A 26,633-nucleotide genomic window follows, 5' to 3' on the forward strand; every position below is an offset into this window, starting at 1 on the left:
TAATCTTTTTATTTTGATGAAGATTCTGCATTAAACTCATTTAATACGGTTACAATTGCAGCATCTATTTTTTCTTTATCGATGTTGTAAGTCGGATTTAAACCTTTCTTATCAGGAAAATTCTCGATAGTTACTGTGGTTGAAGGGAAAGCAAAATCAACCCCTAAATTTTTGGCTAACTTAACAATGGCAATGTGCAATCTGTGTTTAGAGGATTGTTCTGTACCCCAAGCCAAACTTTTAAAATAGACATTTACCATTACTAATAAAGCAGAATCACCAAAGCCTGTAAACTCTACATTATAAGAATCAGACCTTGTTTCTGGATGTGCAATAATAATCTCTCTAACACCTGTTACAAAAGCTTCTATTAACTCTGGTGGTGTATCATAACGCAAGCCTAAATTTGTATTGTAACGTCTAAATAAACGCAAACCTTTATTATTTATAACAATCTCAGACAACCTACTATTTGGTATTTGATATACAGAAGTATCTGCTGCTCTAACCGTAGTAGACCTAAAACCAACTTTTTCTACGGTTCCAGAAAATTCAGATGCTTCTATCCAATCTTCTATATGAAAAGGCTTGTCTAAAAAAATCATAATGGTACCTATTAGATTCTTTACCGTGTCTTGAGACGCTAATGCAAAGGCCAAACCACCAATAGTAGCTCCTGCTAATAAGGTAGTTGTATCTACACCAAATAAAACCAATAATCTAAAAATACCAACCACTATTACTAAACCTTTAAACAGGCTGTTTAAAATAGGCACTAATTGATCGTCTAACCGACCATGCGTTCTTTCTGTAAAATCTGAATAAATTTGCATGATAACTTGCACTAATTTCAGAAAAACATAAATCCAAAAAACAGTTTTAGCAATGTTTAAAATTAAAAACACCCATGTATTGATTCCCAAACTAAATTGAAGTGATGGAAATATTTTGATGAAAAATGCAACCACAATTAATAAACTAATTGGGTGCGCTAACTTTTTTAACACCTTATTTACCTCTAAATTAGAATGTTTAGTTAATAACATCTGTATTTTTTTTAGCACAAAAAAGGCAACTCGCTTGCTAATAAAAAACAAAAAACCTGCAAAGACAAATAGCAATAATAAACCTAGCAATTGCCAAAATTCAAAGCCTCCAACTTTTTGATGACCAAACACAGGTATAATTTGCTGTAATTTTTGAATGTACCAAGGAAAAACCTCTTTGTACAATGCCTCTAAACTAGCTATTGTTTCTGCAGAATAATACCAGTTATCTTCTATTTTTTCTACATAAATAGAAGGCATTCTTTGCGGAAAAAGCACGTATTTAAAACTTGATGAATACCCAACACTATCTTTATAATTTGCAGTTTTAGGTATTTTATTTAAATCTACAAAGAGACCTCTACCATCTAAAATTCTTTTTATTTTAATGGCTTTTTCAATTGCCTTACTTTCTGATAACCCAAAAATGGTTTTGGCAGCATTTTTAGCATTGTAAGTTTCTTTTTGCAAGAAATATAAATGGGTATAAATAGTAGCTTGTGGTGTGCTTAAATCAACTTTAGTAGAATCTTGAGCAATTATAAAAGAAGGTAACAACAGTAGGCACCAAAAGAAATTTTTCATCTATTTATATTCTAATTATTTAACAAAGAACAAATTTAACTCTTTTCAATTAAAAGTTTGCCAAACAAATACAATTGTTAATTACCTGTTAAAGAAAACTAACTTGTTAAACCTTTTAAAAATAAACAAGTCAAAGAAGTATATCTAAAAAATTAAAACAAATAAATTATGAAAAAATTAGTAAGTATTTTAAGTTTAGTATTGGCAATAACATTTGGTGTTCAAGCACAAGAAAAGAAAGATGGTAAGCGTGTAAAATTATCTGAAGAGCAACAAACCAATTTAGCCATAAAAAAAATGACATTGGCTTTAGATTTATCTGAAAAACAACAAGCAGAAATTAAGCCTATTTTAATGGCAAAAGCAGCTGAAAGAAAAAGTATGATGGAGCAAAGAAAAGCTGACAGAGAAGCTAAAAAAAGACCAACAGACTCTGAGGTTTATAAGAAAAGAATGAGTCATTTAGACAATCAAATTGCTATGAAAAAGAAAATGAAGAGTATTTTGAATAAAGAGCAATTTGAAAAGTTTGAAAAAATGCAAAAACGCAGAAATTTAAAAGAAATGCATCAGAAAAAAAATAAGAAGAAAGGAAAAGGAGATAAAAGAGGTGCTGAACACAGAGAAAACAATTAGTAATCTTTTTTTAACTCAAACACAAATCCCAGTTTATTAATTAATAAGCTGGGGTTTTATTCTTTAACCCAACTTGAATATTCTACATAATTATCTGCAATTCTATTAATTTCTCCAGATATTAATGCTTCTGAAATATCTTTTACTTTTTTGGCAGGCACACCAGCATATATAGAACCACTTTTAACAATTGTATTTTTTGTAACTACCGCACCAGCAGCAATAATTGAATTTGATTCTACAATACAATCGTCCATTACAATAGCCCCCATACCCACTAAAACATTGTCTTTTATAGTACAACCATGCACAATGGCATTGTGTCCAATAGAAACATTATTACCAATTGTAGTAGCCGATTTTTTATAAGTAGCATGCACTACAGCACCATCTTGTATGTTTACCTTATTACCGATTTTTATGGCGTGTACATCTCCGCGAATTACTGCATTATACCAGACACTACACTGTTTACCTATTACAACATCACCAATAATTGTGGCATTTTCTGCAATAAAACAATCTGCTGATATAATTGGATGTTTGCCATTTACTGGCTTAATTATTTTCATGTTATTTTGTATGAATAAATATTAAAAAACTAAGATTCCATAGATAGTAAAACCATTCTTAACTCCATAAAAGTAAAAGATGTATCTACTTTTTCTTTTAACTCTGTTAGATTCTTATACTCAGTTTCTTCAATAGCTTTTACAATTTTTTTATACCTCTTAAGTTCTATCAACTCTAAAACATCAACATCGCCAGAAAGAATAAAACTAGCCAAATGACTTTCTATGGTACCAGTTGTTAAACTGCGTTCTTTGGCAATTTCTTTGATAGATAACCCCGATTTAAATAATTCTAAAGAAATTTGCTTGGTTGGTTTTTTGCTTTCTTTTTTCTGATTTTTTAAAGCATCAATTCCGTTTTCTTTACAATACGTTTCTATGGTTTCTAAAATCTCTGTTCCATATTTAGAAACTCTTGTTTTTCCCATACCTGCAATTTTAAGCAACTCTTTTTCGTTTCTCGGAAGCCCATCACAGATGGCATATAAAGTATCTTGGGTAAAAATTTGAAAATGTGGAATGCCAAGAGACTTCGAAATATCATCTCTTAACTCTCGTAATCTTAATGCTAAAATAGGATCTCTTTTAGAAGGTACTATTTTCTTTTTGGTAATTACAGTGTTTTGCAATACTGCTTTTGCTCTTATATTAAGATAGTTTTGGGTTTTAAACCCATCTGCCATTTTTTGTAAGGCAAATAATTTTTCTAAAACCTTTTCTTGTAAGGCATCAAATTGTTTAGAAAAATCTGCTTTTACAGTTTTATTATCCGAAGAAAAAGCTAGCGTATTTAATGGCTTTAGAATATTAGTTTTTGTTTGATTTACAAAATAATGAATTGCCTTTGCAAACCTTTCCTGAATTTGAGAATCGTTTTCTGGCAATATCGAATTGCTTTCTGCAATTGCTAATAATTGTTGTTTAAAACCATTAGATACTTTCATTAATGAAACTACACCATCATCTTTTATGGTTTGCAAATGATTGATAACATCACCTTTAATACTCGTTTTATTTTTATAAAAAATGTCTATCAATCTACTAATCGGATATAAGAACGCTTGGTAATTAAACAACTCTTCGATTAAATTTAACTGAAATTGCTTTTCAGAATTGTTTAAAATAGTTTCATCTGGATGATTTTCTTCTACACTTTCATTAAAAACACTTACGGTTCTATCATTAATAATTGCGTTGCTGGTAATTTTTGTTTTTAACACCAACCCATCTAAAGAAGTACATCTACTTAATGCTACATAGGTTTGGCCATGCGCAAATGACGCTTCTGCATCAATAATAGCTTTCTCAAAAGTTAAACCCTGACTTTTATGAATGGTAATTGCCCAGGCTAAACGCAACGGAATTTGAGTAAAAGCACCTATCAATTCTTCTTTAATGGCCTTTGTTTCTTCGTTAATTGAATAATTAATATTAGACCATGTTTCTTTTTCTGTAACAATCTCTTCTGTATCATTCGGACATTTAACTGTCACAGAATCTTTAGAAATTGAGGTAATAATCCCTATTTTTCCATTAAAATATCTTTTTTCTTGAGAAGAGTCATTTTTAATAAACATTACTTGTGCTCCTAATTTTAACTCTAAATTTTCGTCATTAGGAAAAGAATTTTCACTAAACTTTCCAGAAATTTCAGCCTTAAAAAAAGCACTTTTATTCGTTAGTTTATTTAATTCAGAATTGTTAATTAAATTCGCTCTATTATTGTGCGTTGTTAAGGTAATAAACCCCTCGTCTGAGGTTGGAGAAAAAGATGGATTGTAATTTCTATTTAATATTTCTGCAGATTCGTTTGATAAAGTATCGGTTCTAACTTCATTTAAAATCTTAATAAAATCCTCATTTTTTTGCCTGTAAATATGTTTCAATTCAATAGAAACTACATTTGCTTCTTGGTAGGCTTTAGCACTAAAAAAATAAACAGTATTGTAATGATTTTGCAATAAACTCCATTCATTAGGTTTAACAACCGGAGCTAACTGTTGCAAATCTCCAATCATTAAAATTTGAGCACCTCCAAAAACTTTATCTCTATTTTTATAACGCCTCATTACTTGGTCTATTCCGTCTAAAAGATCGGCTCTTACCATAGAAATCTCATCGATCACAACTAAATCTAACGATTTTATAATATCAATCTTAGTTTTAGAAAACCGACGTTGTTGGTTATTTGGTGGCTGATTGGGTAAAATAGGCCCAAATGGCATTTGAAAAAAAGAGTGAATAGTAACCCCTTTTGCATTAATTGCTGCTACACCAGTAGGTGCTACAATCACCATTCTTTTTAAAGAATCTTTTTTAATTTTATGTAAAAAAGTAGTTTTTCCTGTACCCGCTTTTCCTGTAATAAAAAGATTTCTATCTGTTTTATCTATAAACTGTAAAGCAAGTTCTAATTCAGGATTTTTTGACATTTTCACTTTTTAATGCAAGGTAATCAATCTGTAATTATTACATAAAAAATCCCAAGCAAAATGCTTAGGATTTTCAATATTTATAAGCCCAAATTTTGGGTTACATTTCTAAGGCTTTTGTTGGGTTGTTATCCATTAACAACTCTACCGGATTTTCTAACGCTTCTTTAACAGCAACTAAAAAACCAACAGACTCACGTCCGTCTACAATTCTATGATCGTAAGATAAAGCCACATACATAATTGGTTGTATTTCTACTTTACCGTTAACTGCCATTGGTCTATTAACTATATTATGCATCCCTAAAATACCACTCTGAGGAGGGTTTAAAATAGGTGTCGATAACATAGAACCAAAAACACCACCGTTGGTAATTGTAAAAGTACCACCCGTCATTTCATCAATAGTAATTTGCCCGTCTCTAGCTCTTATCGCTAAACGTTTTACTTCACTTTCTACCCCTCTAAAAGATAGGTTTTCTGCGTTTCTAATAACAGGTACCATTAGTCCTTTTGGCCCAGATACTGCGATTGATATATCTTGAAAATCGTTCTTTATTTGAAAATCTCCATCGATCATCGAGTTTACATCTGGGTATAATTTTAATGCTCTAACTACTGCTAAAGTAAAGAAAGACATAAAACCTAAACCTACTCCGTGTTTTGCTTTAAAAGCTTCTTTAAACTGACTTCTTAAATCGAAAATCGGCTGCATATTAACTTCGTTAAAAGTAGTTAACATAGCAGTTTCACTTTTTACAGCAACCAAACGCTCTGCTACTTTTCTACGCAACATAGACATTTTTTTACGCTCTGTATTTCTAGATCCGTTAGCTGGCTGGCTTCCCATAGATGGCACTGCTTTTACAGCATCTTCTTTAGTAATTCTTCCATCTTTACCGGTACCTACAATACCCGTAGTTTCCATTCCTTTTTCTGCTAAAACTTTCTTAGCAGCAGGAGAAGCAGTACCTGTAGCATAGGTAGTTGTTGGTTGTGCAGGTGCTGGTTTTGGTGCAGTAGGCTCTGCAACAGGTGCAGCAGCTTCTTTACTAGTCGCATCGCCAGCAGGCTTTGCAGCACTTGTATCAATTAAACAAACCACTTCGCCAACAGCAACAGCATCACCTTCTTCTGCTTTAAGCGTAATAATTCCGCTTTCTTCAGCAGGCAATTCTAAGGTTGCTTTGTCTGAATCTACCTCGGCAATCGGCTGATCTTTTTCTACATAATCACCATCTTCAACTAACCAAGTTGCAATTTCTACTTCTGTAATCGATTCTCCCGGAGAAGGAACTTTCATTTCTAAAATCATCAGTTCTTATTTTTCTTTCGTTAAATATTACTTTAACAACTAATTTATTACTTTTTTATGTTTGGGCGTTTTAACAGGCTTTCCACGATATCTTTTTGCAATAAAAGCAAAAAGGATGTTGTTTCAATCCTTAACGCAAATTACTCATTATCAAAAACACTATCAATTACGGCTCTATGACGTTTTTTAAATCTAGTACTAGAACCAGCAGCAGGCACTGCATAATATTTACGAGATCTTACATTAAGTTTTACCAACTCGAAACGTTGCAACATATAGCTCCAAGCACCCATGTTTTTAGGTTCTTCTTGTGCCCAAATATACTCTTCAACGTCTGTATATCTATCAATAACCGCTTGTATTTTTTCTTCGTGTAAAGGAAACAATTGCTCTATTCTAACCAAGGCAATATCGTTTCTATCTAAAAGCTCTCTTTCTTCTAATAAATCATAATAAAATTTACCCATACAGAAAACTAATTTCTTTACACCTTTTGGGTTAATCGTATCGTCTATTACTTCTTGAAACGTTCCTGTTGCTAATTCTTCAATAGAATTTACTGCTTTTGGATGACGCAACAAACTTTTTGGTGTAAAAACAATCAATGGTTTTCTATACTTTCTTATCATCTGTCTACGTAACAAATGGTAAAAGTTAGCGGGAGTTGTACAATTGGCAACCGTCATATTATCGGTAGCACACAATTGTAAATAACGTTCTATTCTTGCAGATGAATGCTCAGAACCTTGTCCTTCATAACCATGAGGTAATAAAACCACAATACCATTTTGTAGCTTCCATTTATCTTCGGCAGCAGATATGTACTGATCAAACATAATTTGAGCACCGTTAGAAAAATCGCCAAATTGCGCTTCCCAAACAGTTAATGTATTTGGGTTTGCCATCGCATACCCATAATCAAAACCTAAAACACCGTATTCAGACAACAACGAGTTGTAAATTATCATTTCTCCTTTGTTGTTAGGGTTTGTGTTTAATAAGTTAATTCTTTCTTCGGTTACCTCATCTCTTAAAATAGCATGTCTGTGAGAAAAAGTACCTCTTTCTACATCTTGTCCAGAAATACGAACATTATACCCTTCTTCCATTAAAGAACCGTAGGCTAAATTTTCTGCCATACCCCAATCTAATTGGTTGGTTTCAAAAGCCATTTTTGCTCTTCCGCTTAAAATTCGTTCTGCTTTACGAACAAATTTTACATTTGCGGGCACTGTAGATACTACTTTTGCAATATTCTTTAACTTTTCAACATCGTATTTTGTATCATCATTTAACAACATCGTGTCTAGTTGTTGACGCTCAAAACCTTCCCAGGTAGACTCCATAAACTCTCTTACCTTCGACGTTGTTACTTTTTTAGCTTCTTCAAACTCAACTTCAAGCATTTGCTTAAATTCTGTTGTAATAGTTGTTAAGTAACTTTTATCAATAGTACCTTCTGCAATTAATTTTGCAGCATAAATATCTTTCGGGTTTTGATGTTTTGAAATTGCTTTGTAAAGTTTTGGTTGTGTAAAACGTGGCTCATCACCTTCGTTATGACCGTACTTTCTATATCCCAATAAATCGATAAAAATATCGGTTTTAAACTTCATTCTAAATTCTAAAGCCATCTCCATTGCATGACATACAGCTTCTGTATCATCTGCGTTAACGTGCAAAACTGGCGATAATGTTACCTTGGCAACATCGGTACAATAGGTACTTGAACGAGCATCTAAATAATTGGTGGTAAAACCTATTTGATTATTTACCACAATATGAATTGTACCTCCTGTTTTGTAGCCATTCAATTTTGCCATCTGAACAATTTCATAAGCAATACCTTGGCCTGCTATGGCAGCATCTCCATGAATTATAATTGGTAAAATTTTACTAGAATCTCCGTTGTATTTTCTATCAATCTTAGCTCTTGTAATTCCTTCTGCAACCGCTGCAACAGTTTCTAAATGAGATGGATTTGGCACTAAATTCATTTTTATTTCATTGCCATCTCTAAAGGTTTTGCTTAATGTTAACCCTAAGTGATACTTAACGTCTCCATCGATGTTTTCATCTTCAAAATCTTTTCCTTCAAACTCACTAAAAAGCTCTCTTACAGGCTTCTTAAATATATTAACTAGTGTGTTTAAACGACCTCTATGCGCCATTCCTAAAACACATTCTTTAACACCAAATTTTTCTGCAGCATCTCTTAAAGCTACACTAATACCAGGTATTAAAGCCTCTCCACCTTCTAAAGAAAAACGTTTTTGTCCTACATATTTTGTTTGCAAAAAGCTTTCGAAAGTAACCGCTTGGTTTAATTTAGAAAGTATATACTTTTTTGCATCGGTAGAATAATTTGGATGATTGTCATTTGCGTTAATGCGTGTATGCCACCATTTTAATTTATCAGGGTTTCTCATGTACATGTATTCTACCCCAATAGAATCGCAATAAATAGTTTGTAAATGAGTAATAATTGTGGCAAGTGTAGCTTTCCCTAGGTTTAAAACTTCCCCTGCAGAAAACTCAACATCTAAATCTTCTTTAGACAACCCAAAATTCTCTATATCTAAACTTGGTTTGTATTGTCTTCTTTCTCTAACCGGATTTGTTCTTGTAAATAAATGACCACGAGTTTTGTAACCATTGATTAAATCTACCACTAGAAATTCTTTTCTAACTTCTTGAGGAATCTCTACAGAAACCTCTTCATCTTTTAAAGAATAATTTTCATTGGCCAAATCATACCCCTGAAAAAAGCTTCTCCAACTTGGTTCAACGGCATCCGGATTCACCAAATACTTATCATATAAATCAGCTATAAAGCCTGTGTGTGCTGCGTTTAAAAACGAAAATTTATCCATATTATAGTTTCTGCTTTTTTGGTAAGCTATACTAAAGAACAAAAATACAAATTTAGAAATGAAAGCGAAATTGTTTTCTGAAATAAAAAAATAAAAAAAATAAAAAAAACATTTGCCTATATTCTAAAAAGATATATATTTGCACTCGCTAATCACAAATGCGTGATGCAAACTCCTCTTTAGCTCAGTTGGTTAGAGCATCTGACTGTTAATCAGAGGGTCCAAGGTTCGAGTCCTTGAAGAGGAGCAAAAAAGTCTTATCATTCTTGATAAGACTTTTTTTATGTCTGAAATCCAGATATTTAAAACCAAAAAAAAGTCGGTAAATAAATTTTACCGACTTTCATTTTTCAAGAACTAAAGCTTTATTGCATTACCCTAAAAATGGGTATTTATAATCAGAAGGTGATACTAATGTTTCTTTAATTAGTCTTACCGAAGTCCAACGTAACAAGTTTTGTGCAGAACCTGCCTTATCATTTGTCCCCGATGCTCTAGCACCACCAAAAGGCTGCTGACCAACTACCGCACCCGAAGGCTTGTCATTAATATAAAAGTTACCTGCAGCATTTTCTAATGCTTTAGACGCCGCCTCTACAATATATCTATCTGTAGAAAAAATAGCGCCAGTTAAACCATATTCCGAAGTTTCATCAACTAACTTTAAAGAAGCTTCCCAAGCAGCATCTTCATACACATAAACCGTCATAACAGGGCCAAATAATTCTGTATGCATTGTAGCATACTTTGGCGATGTTGTAACAATTACAGTTGGCTCTATAAAATAACCTACAGATTTATCATGGTTTCCGCCAATAATAATCTCTGCATCTTTATCTGCTTTTGCAGCATCGATATAACTTGCTATTTTATCAAAAGAACCCTCATGAATAACTGCATTTACAAAGTTTGAAGTATCTTCTGGAGACCCCATTTTTAACTCGCTTGTTTGCGCTATTAGGTGTTTTTTAACTTCTGGCCATAAAGATGCCGGAATGTATGAACGAGAAGCGGCAGAACATTTTTGACCTTGATACTCAAAGGCTCCTCTTGTCATTGCCGTAGCAACCTGTAACGGATTTGATGAGTTATGAACCCAAATAAAATCTTTTCCACCAGTTTCTCCTACAATTCTTGGATATGTCTTATAAGTATGAATATTATTCCCTATTTGCTTCCACAATTCTTTAAAAACATGCGTAGATCCTGTAAAGTGCAATCCAGAAAAATCTGGAGACGCCAAGACAGTATCAGAAATCATTACTGGATCTCCGTAAACAACATTAATAACACCATCTGGCAAACCTGCTTCTTTAAAAAGATCTACAATTACCTGTGCAGAATATGCTTGATGATCAGAAGGTTTCCAAACCACAACATTACCCATTAAAGCGGCAGATGCTGGTAAATTTGCTGCAATAGATGTAAAGTTAAAAGGAGAAATTGCATACACAAAACCCTCTAAAGGTCTATACTCAACACGGTTCCAAACACCTGGTGAAGAGGCTGGCTGATCTTTAAAAATATCCGTCATGTACTCTACATTAAATCGGAAAAAATCTATCATTTCACAAGCAGCATCAATCTCTGCCTGAAATACATTTTTAGATTGCGCAATCATTGTTGCCGCATTCATTCTTGCTCTATATGGCCCTGCTAACAACTCTGCTGCTTTTAAGAAAATTGAAGCACGCTCCATCCAGCTAACATTAGACCACGCCTCTCTTGCTGCCAACGCAGAAGAAATAGCAGCACCTACATGACTTTTATCTGCGGTATGGTATTGCCCAACAACATGCTTATGATCATGTGGTGGTGTAATATTTTTTGTATTTCCGGTTCTTACCTCTTCTCCATTAATATGCATTGGCACATCAATATTGCTATTAAACATTGCCTTATAAGTAGCTATTAATGTCTCTTTTTCTGGTGATCCTGGTGCATAACTTTTTACAGGTTCGTTCACTGCTTTTGGAACATTAAAAAATCCTCTTGCCATATTGTCTGTTTTTAAATTTTATCAACTAATTTTTTGAGCCTCAAAGTTACAATTTTTGTTTCAATAATTTTAATTGACTTGAAACCTCTTTTATTAAAGAAAATTAAAAGAAATTATTATAAATTGCGCTTATTCATAATTATTAAGAGAATTTATGTGCACCGTTAGCTATTTACCTTTGGGAGAAAATAATTTCATTTTAACCTCTAACAGAGATGAAACTCCCCTAAGAAATACAATACCACCCAAAACATATACAGAAGAAAATACCGAACTTACCTACCCTAAAGATGCCTTGGCAGGAGGAACATGGATTGGCCTAAGTAATAAAAAAAGACTTGTTTGCTTGTTAAACGGCGGATTTAAAATTCATACAAAAAAAGCTACCTATAAAACAAGTAGAGGCATTATTGTAAAAAAAATACTAACTCAAGACAACGCTGTTTCATTCATAGAAAAGTTCAATTTTACCGAAATAGAGCCTTTTACCCTTATTTTAATTGACTGGCAAAACAATTTAAAAACCTATGAATTGGTTTGGGATGGCACTACAAAACACTTTAAACAGCTACCTCAAAAACCTATTATCTGGTCTTCTTCTACATTGTATACCGAAGAAATGAAAGCGTTAAGAAATGATTGGTTTATAAATTGGGCAAAAGAAAAAACTTCTTTTTTACAGGAAGATATTTTAGAATTTCATCAAAATGAAAATTTGGGAGACAAAGGAACATCACCTAAAATGAAAAGAGAACTTGTAGAGACCGTTAGCACCACTTCATTTATGAAAAAAAATAACACAATCGATTTTACATATTTAGATTTTATTGACAACTCTAAAACAATGCAAAAGAGACAGTTGTTAGAATAATAATTCCGATAACGGATAACAAAAGATACGTATAATTTAAGAGGATAAATTTTACAAATGTCTTAAAATATTGTTGCTCGTAGAATTTTTTCATAGCTAGAAATAAATACCCTAAAAACAGCAGTGTAAACACCCATAATTTTGGCTGAAAAGTGGCTATTTCTAAAATAAAATAAACAGACAATAACATAAAGAAAACAGTCTGCACATGAAATACAAACACTAAATGATGTACATAATTATATTTTCTTCGGATATAAAAAAGCTTTAAAAACAAGGTAAATAAAGGCAGAAACAAAAACAACGCTACAGAGCCATAAGACAACAACTGTGTTATAAACTCTTCTTGACTTTCTTTATTATCAAAAAATGAATTCAGCATTTTTGCTCTTGTAAACATAAATCTGTTTACAAAAGTTTTTTCTTTACCAATACTATCTAAAGCAGCATCAATAGGCATATTCGGATGTTTCTTCTGATACCTTATAAAAGAATTTATAGGAAAACCCATAAACTGCACATCACTTAATTTACTAATTTCTATAGAATCTCTGGCAACATCTTTAAATATATCATCTACAAATTGTGTTCTTTTTAAAGAATCTACAGACACCTCTGCACTTTGAATCTCTTGGTCAATTTCATCTCTAAGAGAATCTAATTCATCATTATCGATTACAATATTAAACACCCCTGAAGCAGCTGACTCTGATACTGAAACTCCATTTGTAAGCTTTTGAAACTTGTCTATATTTTTAGAAAGACTTAAAATTAAAAAGAATAGAATAGATACCGTTAAATAGAATCGAAACGGATTGGAGTAGCGAGCCCTTTTACCAGAAACATAATCTTTAGAAACCTTACCAGGCTTTATTAAAAGCGGTAAAATTGTAGTCCAAAATTTAGCATCCCAAGAAAAAAAACTGCCAAATATTTCTTTGATAAAATTAAGAAAATTAATGCGATCTCCTTTGTTTGCTTGTCCGCAATCTGGACAAAATTTTTCATCTCCAAAAAAAGGATGTCCACAATTTAAACATGCGTCATCTCTAACAATTATCTTATTTTCTTGATCTGCTAGTTTAATAAGTACGGTGTTATTAACTGAAAATTAGGAATTACTACTTTAAATTGCTCGAAAGTGTCTAGATTAATCATGGTATAAAAACCTTTCATTGCACCAATATTTGACGCTAAAAAACACCCAGAAGTATACGTATAACTGTCGTTTGGCGCTAAAACTGGTGTTTGACCCACAACCCCTTCTCCGCTAACAATTTCTGTAGCACTAAGAGAATCATATATCTGCCAAAAACGGTCTGTAAGTTTTACTGTATCTGATGAATTGTTTTCTATAGTAATTGCATAACTATACACATAAAAAGGTGTCTTATCTTTAAAACTAACTCCTTTGTTATTGGTTACTACCGAAATCTTTATGCCTTTTGTAATTTGATATATCATCTATCGTAAATGTACTTTTTTTAAAAACAATAAACAAGTTTTACAAAAAAGTAAAAACAAACTACCTGTTTTGATCAAAATAACCAACACCAACCGCTATTACACGATCATAAAAGCTACCAAAAGGCTTGTAATACGCAATAACTGTGTACTCGTTTTCAGTTTCAAAATAAGAACCCAAAATTTCGTTACTATCTACAACGTTATTTGCATCTAAAGTAGCATATGTATAATTATAAAAACCTTGTTTTAACAATATAGCTGCCTCATACGACTTTGTTACACTATTGTATGTCATTTTATTTTCTTCGGATATCGAAAAATCATTAAAAGCACCATAGACATAAACCTCTTTACCCTCAAAAGAATCATCAGTATTTAAAGTAAAATGCATCATAGCATAATCTGCCTCTGTATTAGAATCATTAGCCTCTAATGTTCTTATTAAAAATTGCCCATTAATATCTGGACTATATTTATAGGTCTGAAAAGGATTGTATGTGTGAGGATATATATAATGATGAAAAACATCATGCTTTTCAATTTTAACGATATTTAAACTGGTATTTCTTACAAATTTGCTGTCAAAATTTAAATATTCGTTACCTCCTTTAAAGTTTGTTTTATTAGCGTAAGTATAAAGCAATTGATTACTTTTAAAGAAAGTAGGCTGTAAATTTGTTATTTGTTCGTTCCAATTATTATTTTTTAAGAGCACAACATTAATTTCTTGACTTGGATTGTTGATGGAAATATTTGGATGATTCAACGAAAAGGAAATTGTTTGCTCTGTATTTAAAGTCTTCGTATTTCTACTTCTAACTACAGAAACCCCAACAATAGCAGCCGTTTCATACAAAACAAATCGTCTTGTAAAAACAACTTCATCATAGGCATCTAAAACAGAAAGAAGGTAGTTACCACTTTTGGTTATAATGGTGTTTATATTCGGAATTTGAACTGCATAATGCGTGTAATTCTGAAAAGTATTAAAAGAATTGGTAACATCTATTATTGTATTCTGATCAAAACCATCAATATACTGGCTAGAAAGCATTCTACTTGGCTGCCAATCATGCGTCATGTGCTTTATTTTGTATTGATAATCTTTACTATCTGCCTCTAAATCATCAAAAGAAAGCTCTAAAACAGTTCCTAAAGGCACGATTGCAGTATAATTGTTTTCATTCGAAGACCTTAATTGAATCGACTTAATGTTTTGCGAGAAAACATTAAATTTTAAAAGTAGAAAAATAGATAATAAATATAATGATCTCATAAGACAAACATAACCATTCGATTACAAAACAACACATTTATAACGAAAATTGTAAGGCGAAATTACGCAAATAAAATTTATTTATAATCATTATAAATAAGAATATTTAACAAATATAAAAGCAGAAATACATCTTAAATAAATGGCAAAATCATTAAATTTGCATGATTTTTATTAAGATAACTAACAATTCCAATTTACTATGTCAAAAGACATTCGTATTAAAAAAGGCTTAGATATTAAGCTTGTTGGCAGTGCAGAAAAAACAACTACTTCTATTTCTTTAAGTAGTTTTTATGCAATTAAGCCAGAAGATTTTCATGGAATTACACCTAAACTAATCGCAAAAGAAGGTACCGAAGTAAAAGCAGGTGAAGCACTTTTTTATTCTAAAAGTGATGAGCGTATTTTATTTCCTAGTCCTGTTTCCGGTAAAGTAGAAAGTATAATTCGTGGAGAAAGAAGAAAGGTATTAGCAATTAAAATTGCGGCAGATACAGATCAAAAACACCAAGATTTTGACGCTAAAGATGCAGCTACAATGTCTGCAGAAGAGGTAAGAAATCATTTATTAGCTTCTGGTTGTTGGCCATTTGTAAAACAACGTCCTTATGATGTAGTTGCAAATCCAAATCAAGCACCAAAAGCAATATTTGTGTCGGCTTATGCAAGCGCACCTTTAGCAGCAGATTTAGACTATACTTTAAATGGTAAAGAAGCAGAATTACAAGCAGCAATTACTGCTGTTAGTAAATTAACAGAAGGCAAAGTTCATGTTTCTGTTGGTAAAAATGCAAATTCACCTTTGGCAAGTTTAAAAGACGCAGAAATTCATAAAGTTTCTGGACCACATCCTTCAGGAAATGTTGGAACTCAAATAGCAAAAATAGATCCTATTAATAAAGGAGAAGTAGTTTGGGTAATTACACCTCAAGATTTGGTTGTTATTGGCGAGCTATTGCTAACAGGAAAGTTAAACATTACAAGAACGGTTGCTTTAACCGGCTCTAAGTTTAGCAAGCCACACTATGTAACTGCAATTGCTGGAGCTCAAATTTCTGATATTGCTACAGGCAACTTAGAAAACGACAATACAAGAGTAATTAGCGGAAACGTTTTATCTGGTAAAGAAGTTAAAGAAGATGGCTTTATCGGTTACTACGACAATCAAATTACTGCAATACCAGAAGGAGATGACTACGAATTCTTTGGATGGAACAAGCCAATTTTTAATAAAATTTCTACATCAAGAGCATTGACATTTTCTTGGTTAAATTCTAAAAAGAAATACGACTTAAATACCAATACAAATGGAGAACACAGAGCATTTGTAGTTACAGGTTCTTACGAAAAAGTATTTCCTTTAGATGTATACCCAATGCAATTATTAAAAGCTTGTATGTATAAAGATTTAGATGAAATGGAAGCTTTAGGAGCGTACGAAGTTGCTCCGGAAGATTTTGCACTAACAGAATTTATTTGTGTATCTAAACAACCACATCAAAAGATAATACGTGAAGGTTTAGATTTAATGAGAGAAGAATTAGGATAAGATTATGGGCTTAAAACAAAATTTACATAATTTAAAAGAGAAGTATAAAGGAACAAAAATGGCACCTGCGTTTAACGCAATCCATACCTTTTTATATTTACCAAATGAAGTGACTCACGGAGGAACTCATATAAAAGCAGCAGACGATTTAAAGCGTACAATGAATATTGTAATCATGTCTTTACTTCCAATATTGCTTTTCGGAATGTTTAATGCAGGTTATCAACATTATGCAGCTATAGATGCAGCAAAAGGGATTACAAAAGAATTTACAGTTTTAGGTTCTTTTTTAACCATGGATAATTTCTGGATTGGAATAGTAAAAGTTTTACCATTGGTAATTGTTTCTTATGGAGTTGGACTTATTGTTGAATTTATTTTCGCAGTAATTAAAGGCCACGAAGTAGAAGAAGGTTACTTAGTAACTGGTATGTTAGTGCCATTAATTGTGCCAATAGACACTCCTTTATGGATGTTGGCTGTTGCAGTAGTATTTGGTGTTGTTATTGGTAAAGAAGTATTTGGTGGTACAGGAATGAACATCTTAAACCCAGCATTAACAATTAGAGCATTTTTATTCTTTGCATATCCTACTTGGATGTCTGGAGATAAAGTTTGGGTTCACGATGCTGTGAATAGAGTTGGAACTGCAGATGCAATTTCTGGAGAAACAATACTAGGTAGTTACGCGCAAAATTTGACACCAAAATATGATTTATGGGATGCTTTCTTCGGATTTATTCCTGGTTCTGTAGGTGAAACATCTGCATTTTTAATCTTATTAGGCGCTGCATTTTTAATTTTTACAAAAATTGGAAGCTGGAGAATAATTGTTTCTACATTTATCGGAGCAGCAGTAATGGGAATCATTTTTAATGCAATTGCAGCCAACGGAATTATTACAGAAACTAGTAAGTTTTACGGATTAATGTCTGCTAATTGGTACGAACATTTAATTATTGGTGGTTTGGCATTTGGTGCTGTATTTATGGCAACAGATCCTGTAACAGCATCACAAACAAATAAAGGAAAATGGATTTACGGTTTCTTAATTGGTTTTATTTCAATTATGATTCGTGTATTTAACCCAGCATATCCAGAAGGCGTATTTTTAGCAATTTTGTTAATGAATGTATTTGCGCCAACAATAGACCATTATGTGGTTCAAGGAAACGTAAAAAGAAGATTAAAACGTACTAAAGTTAAAACTGCCTAATTATGAGTAAGAGAACAGATAGTAATGGATATACAATGATTTTCGCCATCGTAATGGTGTTAATCGTGGGTTCTTTGTTAGCCTTTCTTTCATCGTATCTAAAAGATAGGATTACAGAAAACAAAAGAATAGAAAAACAACAGAACATTTTATACGCAATGGGTGTTAACGAAAATGATGAATCGAGTGCTACATTTGTTTCGGCAAATGTTGCAGGTGCAGAATTTTCAAAATACATTAAAAAGCAATTGGTTATTGAAGGTGATAACACCACAGAAGATAACAATGCCTATTTAATTGATGTTAAAAAAGAACAAGCAAAAGCAAAAGATGGCGCTGTTAGAAGATTGCCATTATTTGTAGGCGAAAAAGAAGGCAAAACATTTTATGTAGCACCAATAAGAGGTAAAGGTCTTTGGGATGCTATTTGGGGTTATGTTGCTATGGATGCTGATATGATTGTTCAAGGTGCTTATTTTGATCATAAAGGAGAAACACCAGGTTTAGGTGCAAACATTAAACAACGTTATTTTATGGACGACTTTATTGGTGAGCATCTTTTAACCGAAACCGGAGAATTTAAAGGAATTACTGTAAAAAAAGGAAACAACGATGCAGTAAATGAAGATAAAACTGATTATGAAGTAGATGCAATTGCAGGAGCTACCATTACAGGTGATGGTGTATCTGCAATGATAAAGAAAGATTTAGCATTGTATTTGCCTTATTTTAAATCATTAAAAAAATAATTTATGGGACTTTTATCAAAAAAAGACGCAAAATTAATTACAGATCCATTATTAGACAATAACCCAATTACCATTCAGGTATTAGGTATTTGTTCTGCTTTGGCAATTACTGCAGAGTTAGAAGCATCAATAGTAATGTCTGTTTCTGTAATGTTTGTATTAGGTTTAGGGAACGTAGTTATCTCATTAATGAGAAATATTATTCCTTCAAAAATTAGAATTATTGTACAATTAATCGTTGTAGCAACATTGGTAATTATTGTAGATTTAGTGTTAAAAGCTTTTGCTTATGAGCTTAGTAAAACACTTTCTGTATTTGTTGGATTAATTATTACAAACTGTATTATTATGGGACGTTTTGAGGCCTTTGCTTTAGGAAACGGGCCATGGAGATCTTTCTTAGACGGAATAGGAAATTCAGTTGGTTATGGTTTGATTTTAATTGCAGTTGGTTTTTTTAGAGAATTGTTAGGTTCTGGTACTTTATTAGGAATTAAAGTTTTAGGAGACCCAATAGAAAAAACCGGATTATATGCAATAGGATATGAAAATAACGGTTTTATGTTATTATCTCCAATGGCACTTATTGTAGTGGGTATTATTATCTGGATACAGCGTACTAAGAATAAATCTTTAATAGAAGAAAATTAAAATTAGTTGTTAGTTTTTAGTTGTTGGTTTTTAAGACCAGTAACCAAAAACCAACAACCAACAACTAAAAAAATGGAACATATAGAATTATTTTTCAAATCGATATTTATAGACAACATGGTTTTTGCTACGTTCTTAGGAATGTGTTCTTACCTTGCAGTCTCTAAAAAAGTATCTACAGCAGTAGGTTTAGGAGCAGCCGTAATTTTTGTACTTGCAGTAACTGTGCCTTTAAACTGGTTGTTAGATCAATATATTTTACAAGAAGGCGCGTTGTCTTGGTTAGGTGAAGAGTATGCCGCTTACGATTTAAGTTTCTTATCTTTTATCATGTTTATTGCAACCATTGCAACCATGGTACAATTGGTAGAGATTATTGTTGAAAAATTTTCACCATCGTTATACAATTCATTAGGTATCTTTTTACCATTAATTGCTGTAAACTGTGCAATATTAGGAGGAAGTTTATTTATGCAATCTCGTGAAATTCCTACTTTAGGATTATCATTAACTTATGGTATTGGGTCTGGAATAGGATGGTTTTTAGCCATTTTAGCTATTGCAGCAATCCGTGAAAAAATTAGATATTCTAGCGTACCACCTGCATTAAGAGGTTTAGGTATTACGTTTATTATAACAGGATTAATGGCGATTGGTTTTATGAGTTTTGGTGGAATGTTAACTGGTGGAGATGAAGAGAAGAAAGAAACTCCGAAAGTAGAAGCAAAAATCGAAAAAGAAGAACTTAAGAAAGAAGAAGCTAAAGAAATTGTAGCCGATAATTTAAATACAAACAAGCAGTAATATGATATTAGCAGCAGGAACTACAGGTACTATTTTAGCAACAGTAGCAGCGTTTTTAGCTATTGTATTGTTATTAGTAACACTATTATTATTTGTAAAACAAAAATTATCTCCATCTGGTCCAGTAACTTTAACGATCAACGGAGAAAGAAAAATTGAAGTGGCTTCTGGTAGCACACTTTTAACAACTTTAGGTGCAGAAAAAATATTTTTACCATCCGCTTGTGGTGGTGGTGGTTCTTGTGTGCAATGTGAATGTCATGTAAACTCTGGTGGTGGCGAAGCGTTACCAACAGAAACACCTCACTTTACAAGAAAAGAATTACAACATGGTATCCGTTTAGCTTGTCAAGTAAAAGTAAAACAAGACATGGATATTTCGATACCAGAAGAGATTTTTGGAATTAAGAAATGGGATGCTGTTGTTGTAAGAAATTACAATGTAGCAACATTTATTAAAGAATTTGTAGTAGAAATTCCAGAAGATATGGGTTACAAAGCTGGTGGATACATACAAATTGAAATTCCGGCTTGTGAAATAAAATATGCTGATATGGATATTACAGCACATCCAGAAGAACATGATGTTGCTGATAAATTTGAAGCAGAATGGGATAAGTTTAACTTAAGACCATTGGTAATGAAAAATACCGAAACAGTAGAAAGAGCATATTCTATGGCTTCTTATCCTGCAGAAGGAAGAGAAATTATGTTGAATGTTCGTATTGCTACTCCTCCATTTGATAGAGCAAAAGGTGGATGGATGGATGTAAATCCTGGAGTTGCCTCTTCGTATATTTTCAATTTGAAAAAAGGAGATAAATGTGTAATTTCTGGACCTTATGGAGAGTTTTTTATCAACGAATCTGAAGCAGAAATGTTATATGTAGGTGGTGGTGCAGGTATGGCACCAATGCGATCTCATTTATATCACTTATTCAGAACCTTAAAAACGGGTAGAAAAGTAACCTATTGGTATGGTGGTCGTTCTAAAGCAGAATTATTCTATATCGAACACTTTAGAGCTTTAGAAAAAGATTTCCCGAACTTTAAGTTTTACATCGCATTATCTGATCCAACAGAAGCAGATAACTGGACGGTTAAAAAAGATATTAATGACGAGGCTGGTGATGGTTTTGTAGGATTTATACATAATTGTGTTATTGAAAACTACTTGAACGATCATGAAGCTCCAGAAGATTTAGAATTATATTTCTGTGGACCACCATTAATGAACAATGCGGTTCAGAAAATGGGAGAAGACTTTGGTCTTGCAGATGAAAATATTCGTTTTGATGATTTTGGTGGATAGAAATCTAACAAATCACAAAAACAATGTTAAACTAAAAACCGATACAAAATTTGTATCGGTTTTTTATTAAATAATAAGTATGCTAGGGTTTTATCTTCTATCTCTATTTGGTATTATAATCAGTATAACTGCATCCGCATTAATACTGTTATATGTATATCAAGAAAAATTAATTTTTATCAATGGTAAAAAAATAGAGAGCGATTATACATATCAATTTACAAATAATTTTGAAGAACTTTTTGTTAGTACTGATGGCAAAAACAGAATTAATGCACTTCATTTTAAATTAAAAAAACCTAAAGGGGTTGTTTTATATTGTCATGGCAATAAAGGGAACTTGAAAAAATGGGGAGAAAGAGTTTCTTATTTTCTAAAATACAATATAGAAGTATTGGTGTTTGATTATAGAAATTACGGTAAAAGTACCGGTAAGTTTAATGAAAAAGAGATGTACCAAGACGCACTAAAAGTCTATGATTATTTAAAAAAGAAGTATGATGAAGATAATATAATTGTGTATGGTTTTTCTCTTGGATGTACATTTGCAACTAAAATTGCAGTAAATAATAAGCCCAAAGAATTAGTGTTAGAAGCGCCATTTTACAATCTTAAAAGCGCTGTAAAGTATAAAAACAGCTACCTACCTACTTGGCTATTAAAATATAAGTTTGAAACCGAAAAAGAGCTAAAAAAAGTAGAAAGCCCTATCTCTGTGTTTCATGGTAATAAAGACAAGGTTACTTTTATAGAAGACTCTAAAAAGTTATTAGCAACCAATAAAAATGACAGCAATAGATATATAGAAATTAAAGAAGCCACACACAATAATTGCAGCACTTTTAATAGGTATCAAAAAAATCTTAAGGAAGTAATAGATAGATAGCATTTTATAAAATTGTATTTTTGTAATTCGTGAGTTATAGTATGGCAGCACTAAAAAAAATTTTAGAAGAAAAAAAATACTTTCAAATAAAGCTAAAAAGGATTGCTACCAATCATTTAGAGTTAAAGGCAAAAATAAACGGAATTAAAGGTCGTTTTATATTAGATACAGGCGCCTCTAATTCTTGTGTTGGGGTACATTTAATTGCTTATTTTAATTTGATTGCAGAAGAATGTGAAACCAAAGCAGCTGGCGCAGGTGCGATAGATATGGAAACACAAAAATCTGAAAACAACATTTTAAAAATTGGAAAATGGAAAACCAAAAAAAGCAACTTAGTACTTTTTGACTTATCGCATGTAAATACTGCTCTAGAACAACACAACGCAAAAAAAGTACATGGCATTATTGGTGCAGATATTTTGCAGAAAGGAAAAGCAATTATAGACTACAACAAACATATTTTATATTTAAAAAAGTAAAACATTAAAACTAAATTATATGAGTTTGCAAAAACAAGTAATGGAACAAATGAAAGCAGCTATGAAAGCAAAAGACACTGTTGCTTTACAAGCATTAAGAGCTGTAAAAGCGGCATTTTTATTAGCTAAAACTGCTAATGGTTCTCAAGAAGAAATTACCGAAGAGCAAGCTGTTAAAATTATTCAGAAGCAAGTAAAACAACGTAAAGATAGTGCTGCTATTTTTATCAAACAAAACAGAGAAGATTTGGCTGCACCAGAATTGGCAGAAATTACTATTTTAGAACAATTTTTACCTGCAGAATTATCTGAAGAAGAAATTAAGAAAGTAGTATTGGCTACTATAAATGAATTGGGAGCCTCTGGCATGAAAGATATGGGTAAGGTTATGGGTGTTGTATCTAACAAGTTAGCTGGTAGCGCAGACGGAAAAACAATTTCTATGCTGGTAAAAAGTAGTTTATCAAATTAAATTACAACCTATAAAAAGAATATTGGCTCCATAGTTCAACTGGATAGAATATCAGATTTCGGCTCTGACGGTTGAAGGTTCGAATCCTTCTGGAGTCACAAAAACCTTTACAGAAATGTGGAGGTTTTTTTGTTTTTTATTGGTTCTGTAGAGATTTAGGTTTTAATTTACGTAATGTTATTAACCTAATGATGTTTAAAATGATTGGTAATATGTTCATATAAAAAATAATAGTTAATAAAAAAGTGTTTAAAATTCGTTTTAGCAACATAGTTTTCTATCTGTGCCGATATATATACATTATTTAAAACGCTCTTATAGCTCTAACTAAAAATGAACTTGATTTATCATTTGAATCTGAACCTTCTCCAATATATACAGCAATAGCATTATTATTATCATCTTCAGTACTGCTCCAGTAACGATTGTAGTTTTTATTTAGTGGTGTAAATACTCCTAAATCCAATGTTTTATTTACGTGGATTATATTATTCCCTAGAGTTAATAATTCATCTAAACTTGGTAAATACCAATCATTAAACCCACCATCAGACAAACCTTTTACATAATTTGCCGCATCACTATTGGTCATTCGATTGGTGTTATAGGCACCATCCCAACTTCGATTAGCATTTGTAGTTGATGGACTTGTTTGCCATGTTTGGTTACTTTCATTTTTACTAAGGATAAGTCCGTGTTGAACTCCATCAACTCCTTGGTATAAATAAAAAATAATTCCGCCACCAAACTCTTCTCCTAAGTAATGACCTCCAATAACACTTTCTGCAGTTTTAGCATGCAATGCATATGGAACACTCAATAGCTGGCTAGTTCCAGTGATTGTATAAGAAGAACCACCTGATATGTCAGTTTCCGTTTTAATATAATATGTGTTATTTGACCAGTCGATTGTAGTAAAATCTCCATTTATTATTTTGCCAGAACCAATTTCTAAACTTACTAAACCATTACCATTCGTTGTTGGGGTTTGTGTTTCAGTATAAACAGATGCCCCTGAAATCCCTCCTTTTAAGATACTTAATTGCATTCCAATAATTTGAGAAGTTACTAATGAATTACTGGCATCTCTAATTACCGCTTGATAACTCATTTTTTCAGGTGTTTGTGTATATGCTGTAAAAGTTAAAATTACAGATACTATAAGTGTAAATGTTATTTTCATCATTATTTTTTGAGTATTTTAAATGTTCTTAAAGTTTTATTGTTTTTTAATACTTTTAAAAAGTAAATTGAAGGTAAAAGTTTTTCTGTTAATATTTTTGACGTATTATTTTTTAATATGTTATTTTCAATTATTTTACCTTGTAAATCATATAAAATATATCTAAAATTAAGATAATCTTTTTCTATATGAAGATTTAAAAAGTTAGATGTAGGGTTTGGAAAAACATCTAAGGCAAGATTAACTGGAATTTGTTCAACTCCTAACAATCTATATATTTCATAAGGCTGTTGTATACCTTGGGTTATTTTAGCATTAGAAGCTGTGTTAGTCGAGTAGATTATTTGTCCAATCGAATAGTTTATTTCCCCATCGATTCCTGATGTTTTGCCACCCGTTGTTAGAATTGTTTCTTGTGCTTGTATTAATAACCCAAAAAAGAATAAATAGGTGAAAATTATTTTATATTTCATATTTTGTGGATTTATTGTCTCTCCAAATATTAAATAACAATATTACACATCATTATTGCTAAGATGAAATTAGAAAACAGCAGGTAAAAACCTAATAGAAAATCCGCATCGGCTTTGGCATGTAGGATTTTACTAGCATTACTATACTAATTATTAGTAAGTTATTTTATTATTAACTTTAATGGCTTCGATTTATAATTACCAGCTATTATTGAATAAATATATGTTCCAGAACTTAAATTTTCATTATTGAGTTTCAAAGAATTGACGTGATTATCTACTTTATACTCTTTAACTTTTATTCCATTTAAGTTATAAACTAAAATTTTTCCGTTTTCAATATTTTCAGGAAGTTTATAATCTAAATTTATGGTACCATTACTCGGATTCGGATAGGCTTTAAGATTTATATTATTCAAATTAGTTTTTACAGAAGAAAGAATAGCGTTTCCAGGTAATGAGTATATATATTTTTTATCATCTGTATAGCTAACATCTCTTAAAATCATTTTAATTCCAGAATTTGTATTCTTTATCCAAGTTGGATTTTGCGTATCAGTATCACTTCTATAAAGACCTACTTTATTAGATATATTAAACATTATAGTTCCGTCCTCATTCACAACCAATGTTTTTGTATTCGTATCATCTCCATATAAAGTGAATAAAAACTCAAGTTCAGAATCAGTATCAAAAATATTTTTACTTAAACTTATTATTGGAAAATATTCAGAAAAATAATAGTCATTTATATCATATGTAAAACCCAAGTTATTAATATCAATAGTGATATTCTTGTATATTGAATGATTAGAATTATATATTTTCATAATCAATGTATTCAAATCAAATATGAAATATTTAATTTCATCATCAATTTTTACAAAATTGACTATTTCACTTTTTTCGATTGTTTTTTCTAATGTAATTTGTGAGTAAGATAAAAATGTAAATAGGATTGTAGTAATTGTTAAAATTGTCTTTTTCATTTCATTTTTTTTTAAGTACATAATTTTTATTCTTTCACAAATTTATTACTTAATTCTCCAATTTTATATATATAAATTCCTTTACTTAAATGTGAAACATTTACAGAAATTTCATTTTTGTTTTGTCCTATTTTTTTGCTAATAACTTTCTTTCCTTGAATAGAGAAAATTTCCAATATATTTTCTTTCCCATTATTTTTAAGATTCCTTAAATTAAAAGTTTCAAATGTTGGGTTAGGAAATTGAAATATAGATTTATTTAAAATATGCTCTTGATTTATAGATAGTATTCCTGATAACGAATAAACTTTGTAAATAACTTCATCGCTATTTAAAGTACTTTCAGAAGTTATTAATTTATATTCATTATTTGGGTTTTTAGATAGCTTATAATTTGACACATTGCTAAATGTAAATATATTATTTCCATCTTCATTAAACACTTTGAAATTAGTTTGATAAGGAGAAGCCGTTTGTCTTGATTCAATCATAAATTCAATTTTTGAATCAGCATTAAATAATTTATCTGTAGGTAAATGAAGTTGTTTCATTTCAAAACCATTTTCTAAAGTTATAGTTATTGATTTAAATAAATTATGTGAAGAATCATATAATTTTATTTGATTATTTATCCAATCTAGAGTGTAATAATTAATAGTACTATTTACAATAAATGAATAGTTTGGTTCTGGTTCAATATAACCACTTGTGGTATAAGTATTTTCTAAAGTTTGACCAAAACTGATAGAAACAAATATAATAAACAAGTAGAACAATTTCTTTTTCATAATT

24 protein-coding genes, 2 tRNA genes and 1 pseudogene are annotated in these 26,633 nt (G+C 31.4%); 13 read left to right on the top strand and 14 right to left on the bottom strand.

Annotated elements, in window-relative coordinates:
* Positions 1–8: 8 nt before the first annotated feature.
* A complete protein-coding gene (locus tag Q0678_RS09195) occupies positions 9–1,631 on the bottom strand; it encodes a mechanosensitive ion channel family protein (protein WP_299056970.1) in 1,623 nt (540 codons plus the stop codon).
* 168 nt (positions 1,632–1,799) lie between these two features.
* Between Q0678_RS09195 and Q0678_RS09200 the strand changes: the two genes are divergently transcribed.
* Entirely contained in the window at positions 1,800–2,267 is a 468-nt protein-coding gene (locus Q0678_RS09200) for a Spy/CpxP family protein refolding chaperone (RefSeq protein WP_299056972.1), read from the top strand.
* 56 nt (positions 2,268–2,323) lie between these two features.
* On the opposite strand, the gene Q0678_RS09205 is transcribed toward Q0678_RS09200, so the two are convergent.
* The 4 genes from Q0678_RS09205 to Q0678_RS09220 all read right to left on the bottom strand — a co-directional run bounded on the left by Q0678_RS09205 (position 2,324) and on the right by Q0678_RS09220 (position 9,459).
* Entirely contained in the window at positions 2,324–2,839 is a 516-nt protein-coding gene (locus Q0678_RS09205; protein WP_299056974.1) for a gamma carbonic anhydrase family protein, read from the bottom strand.
* A gap of 29 nt (positions 2,840–2,868) precedes the next feature.
* Entirely contained in the window at positions 2,869–5,271 is a 2,403-nt protein-coding gene (locus Q0678_RS09210; RefSeq protein WP_299056976.1) for a helix-turn-helix domain-containing protein, read from the bottom strand.
* 100 nt (positions 5,272–5,371) lie between these two features.
* Entirely contained in the window at positions 5,372–6,586 is a 1,215-nt protein-coding gene (gene odhB, locus Q0678_RS09215) for a 2-oxoglutarate dehydrogenase complex dihydrolipoyllysine-residue succinyltransferase (protein WP_299056978.1), read from the bottom strand.
* Positions 6,587–6,726: 140 nt separating this feature from the next.
* Complete coding sequence (locus Q0678_RS09220) at positions 6,727–9,459, bottom strand: 2-oxoglutarate dehydrogenase E1 component (RefSeq protein ID WP_299056980.1); 2,733 nt, start codon at positions 9,457–9,459, stop codon at positions 6,727–6,729.
* Between the two features lie 173 nt (positions 9,460–9,632).
* Between Q0678_RS09220 and Q0678_RS09225 the strand changes: the two genes are divergently transcribed.
* Positions 9,633–9,706, top strand: a tRNA-Asn gene (locus tag Q0678_RS09225).
* Between the two features lie 126 nt (positions 9,707–9,832).
* On the opposite strand, the gene pruA is transcribed toward Q0678_RS09225, so the two are convergent.
* Entirely contained in the window at positions 9,833–11,458 is a 1,626-nt protein-coding gene (gene pruA / locus Q0678_RS09230; protein WP_299056983.1) for an L-glutamate gamma-semialdehyde dehydrogenase, read from the bottom strand.
* Between the two features lie 154 nt (positions 11,459–11,612).
* On the opposite strand from pruA, the gene Q0678_RS09235 reads away from it, so the two are divergent.
* On the top strand, positions 11,613–12,329 hold the full coding sequence (locus Q0678_RS09235; protein ID WP_299056986.1) for an NRDE family protein: 717 nt from the start codon (positions 11,613–11,615) through the stop codon (positions 12,327–12,329).
* Here Q0678_RS09235 and Q0678_RS09240 read toward each other — a convergent pair.
* From Q0678_RS09240 to Q0678_RS09250, 4 genes and pseudogenes are all read right to left on the bottom strand, one after another.
* Positions 12,295–13,020 (bottom strand): hypothetical protein, encoded by a 726-nt coding sequence (locus Q0678_RS09240; protein ID WP_299057002.1) that lies wholly within the window; start codon positions 13,018–13,020, stop codon positions 12,295–12,297. The two genes, Q0678_RS09235 and Q0678_RS09240, sit on opposite strands and share 35 nt — an antisense overlap.
* Positions 13,021–13,116: 96 nt before the next feature.
* Positions 13,117–13,416, bottom strand: a pseudogene (locus tag Q0678_RS11680) (DUF3667 domain-containing protein); the annotation flags it as partial.
* Entirely contained in the window at positions 13,407–13,793 is a 387-nt protein-coding gene (gene apaG, locus Q0678_RS09245) for a Co2+/Mg2+ efflux protein ApaG (RefSeq protein WP_299057003.1), read from the bottom strand. The pseudogene Q0678_RS11680 and the gene apaG, both read right to left, overlap by 10 nt.
* Before the next feature lie 61 nt (positions 13,794–13,854).
* Positions 13,855–15,072: a DUF5103 domain-containing protein gene (locus tag Q0678_RS09250; protein ID WP_299057004.1), complete on the bottom strand. Its 1,218-nt coding sequence runs from the start codon at positions 15,070–15,072 to the stop codon at positions 13,855–13,857.
* A gap of 202 nt (positions 15,073–15,274) precedes the next feature.
* On the opposite strand from Q0678_RS09250, the gene Q0678_RS09255 reads away from it, so the two are divergent.
* From Q0678_RS09255 to Q0678_RS09300, 10 genes are all read left to right on the top strand, one after another.
* A complete protein-coding gene (locus Q0678_RS09255; protein WP_299057005.1) occupies positions 15,275–16,624 on the top strand; it encodes a Na(+)-translocating NADH-quinone reductase subunit A in 1,350 nt (449 codons plus the stop codon).
* Between the two features lie 4 nt (positions 16,625–16,628).
* On the top strand, positions 16,629–17,840 hold the full coding sequence (locus tag Q0678_RS09260; RefSeq protein ID WP_299057006.1) for an NADH:ubiquinone reductase (Na(+)-transporting) subunit B: 1,212 nt from the start codon (positions 16,629–16,631) through the stop codon (positions 17,838–17,840).
* Between the two features lie 2 nt (positions 17,841–17,842).
* The gene (locus Q0678_RS09265; RefSeq protein ID WP_299057007.1) at positions 17,843–18,589 is read left to right on the top strand and encodes a Na(+)-translocating NADH-quinone reductase subunit C; all 747 of its coding nucleotides are present in this window, start codon (positions 17,843–17,845) and stop codon (positions 18,587–18,589) included.
* A 3-nt stretch (positions 18,590–18,592) separates the two neighbouring features.
* The gene (locus Q0678_RS09270; protein WP_299057008.1) at positions 18,593–19,240 is read left to right on the top strand and encodes an NADH:ubiquinone reductase (Na(+)-transporting) subunit D; all 648 of its coding nucleotides are present in this window, start codon (positions 18,593–18,595) and stop codon (positions 19,238–19,240) included.
* Positions 19,241–19,312: 72 nt separating this feature from the next.
* Positions 19,313–20,044 carry an NADH:ubiquinone reductase (Na(+)-transporting) subunit E gene (gene nqrE, locus Q0678_RS09275; RefSeq protein ID WP_299057009.1) on the top strand — a complete coding sequence of 244 codons (732 nt, stop codon included), beginning with the start codon at positions 19,313–19,315 and terminating at the stop codon, positions 20,042–20,044.
* Between the two features lies 1 nt (position 20,045).
* Positions 20,046–21,356, top strand: coding sequence for an NADH:ubiquinone reductase (Na(+)-transporting) subunit F (gene nqrF / locus Q0678_RS09280; RefSeq protein WP_299057010.1), 1,311 nt, complete (start codon positions 20,046–20,048; stop codon positions 21,354–21,356).
* Positions 21,357–21,435: 79 nt separating this feature from the next.
* Positions 21,436–22,242, top strand: coding sequence for an alpha/beta hydrolase (locus Q0678_RS09285; protein WP_299057011.1), 807 nt, complete (start codon positions 21,436–21,438; stop codon positions 22,240–22,242).
* A gap of 41 nt (positions 22,243–22,283) precedes the next feature.
* Entirely contained in the window at positions 22,284–22,724 is a 441-nt protein-coding gene (locus Q0678_RS09290; RefSeq protein ID WP_299057013.1) for a retropepsin-like aspartic protease, read from the top strand.
* Between the two features lie 19 nt (positions 22,725–22,743).
* Positions 22,744–23,196, top strand: a complete 453-nt coding sequence (locus Q0678_RS09295) for a GatB/YqeY domain-containing protein (RefSeq protein ID WP_299057015.1) — start codon at positions 22,744–22,746, stop codon at positions 23,194–23,196.
* A 24-nt stretch (positions 23,197–23,220) separates the two neighbouring features.
* Positions 23,221–23,294: transfer RNA gene (locus Q0678_RS09300), tRNA-Arg, on the top strand.
* Positions 23,295–23,500: 206 nt separating this feature from the next.
* Here Q0678_RS09300 and Q0678_RS09305 read toward each other — a convergent pair.
* The 4 genes from Q0678_RS09305 to Q0678_RS09320 all read right to left on the bottom strand — a co-directional run bounded on the left by Q0678_RS09305 (position 23,501) and on the right by Q0678_RS09320 (position 26,629).
* Complete coding sequence (locus Q0678_RS09305) at positions 23,501–24,382, bottom strand: DUF1566 domain-containing protein (RefSeq protein ID WP_299057017.1); 882 nt, start codon at positions 24,380–24,382, stop codon at positions 23,501–23,503.
* Complete coding sequence (locus Q0678_RS09310) at positions 24,382–24,852, bottom strand: T9SS type A sorting domain-containing protein (protein ID WP_299057019.1); 471 nt, start codon at positions 24,850–24,852, stop codon at positions 24,382–24,384. The genes Q0678_RS09305 and Q0678_RS09310 overlap by 1 nt, the downstream gene beginning before the upstream one ends.
* 161 nt (positions 24,853–25,013) lie before the next feature.
* A complete protein-coding gene (locus tag Q0678_RS09315) occupies positions 25,014–25,841 on the bottom strand; it encodes a T9SS type A sorting domain-containing protein (protein ID WP_299057021.1) in 828 nt (275 codons plus the stop codon).
* 26 nt (positions 25,842–25,867) lie between these two features.
* Positions 25,868–26,629 carry a T9SS type A sorting domain-containing protein gene (locus Q0678_RS09320; RefSeq protein ID WP_299057023.1) on the bottom strand — a complete coding sequence of 254 codons (762 nt, stop codon included), beginning with the start codon at positions 26,627–26,629 and terminating at the stop codon, positions 25,868–25,870.
* Positions 26,630–26,633: the final 4 nt, after the last annotated feature.

This window comes from uncultured Polaribacter sp. (assembly GCF_947497125.1).
GTDB lineage: Bacteria > Bacteroidota > Bacteroidia > Flavobacteriales > Flavobacteriaceae > Polaribacter.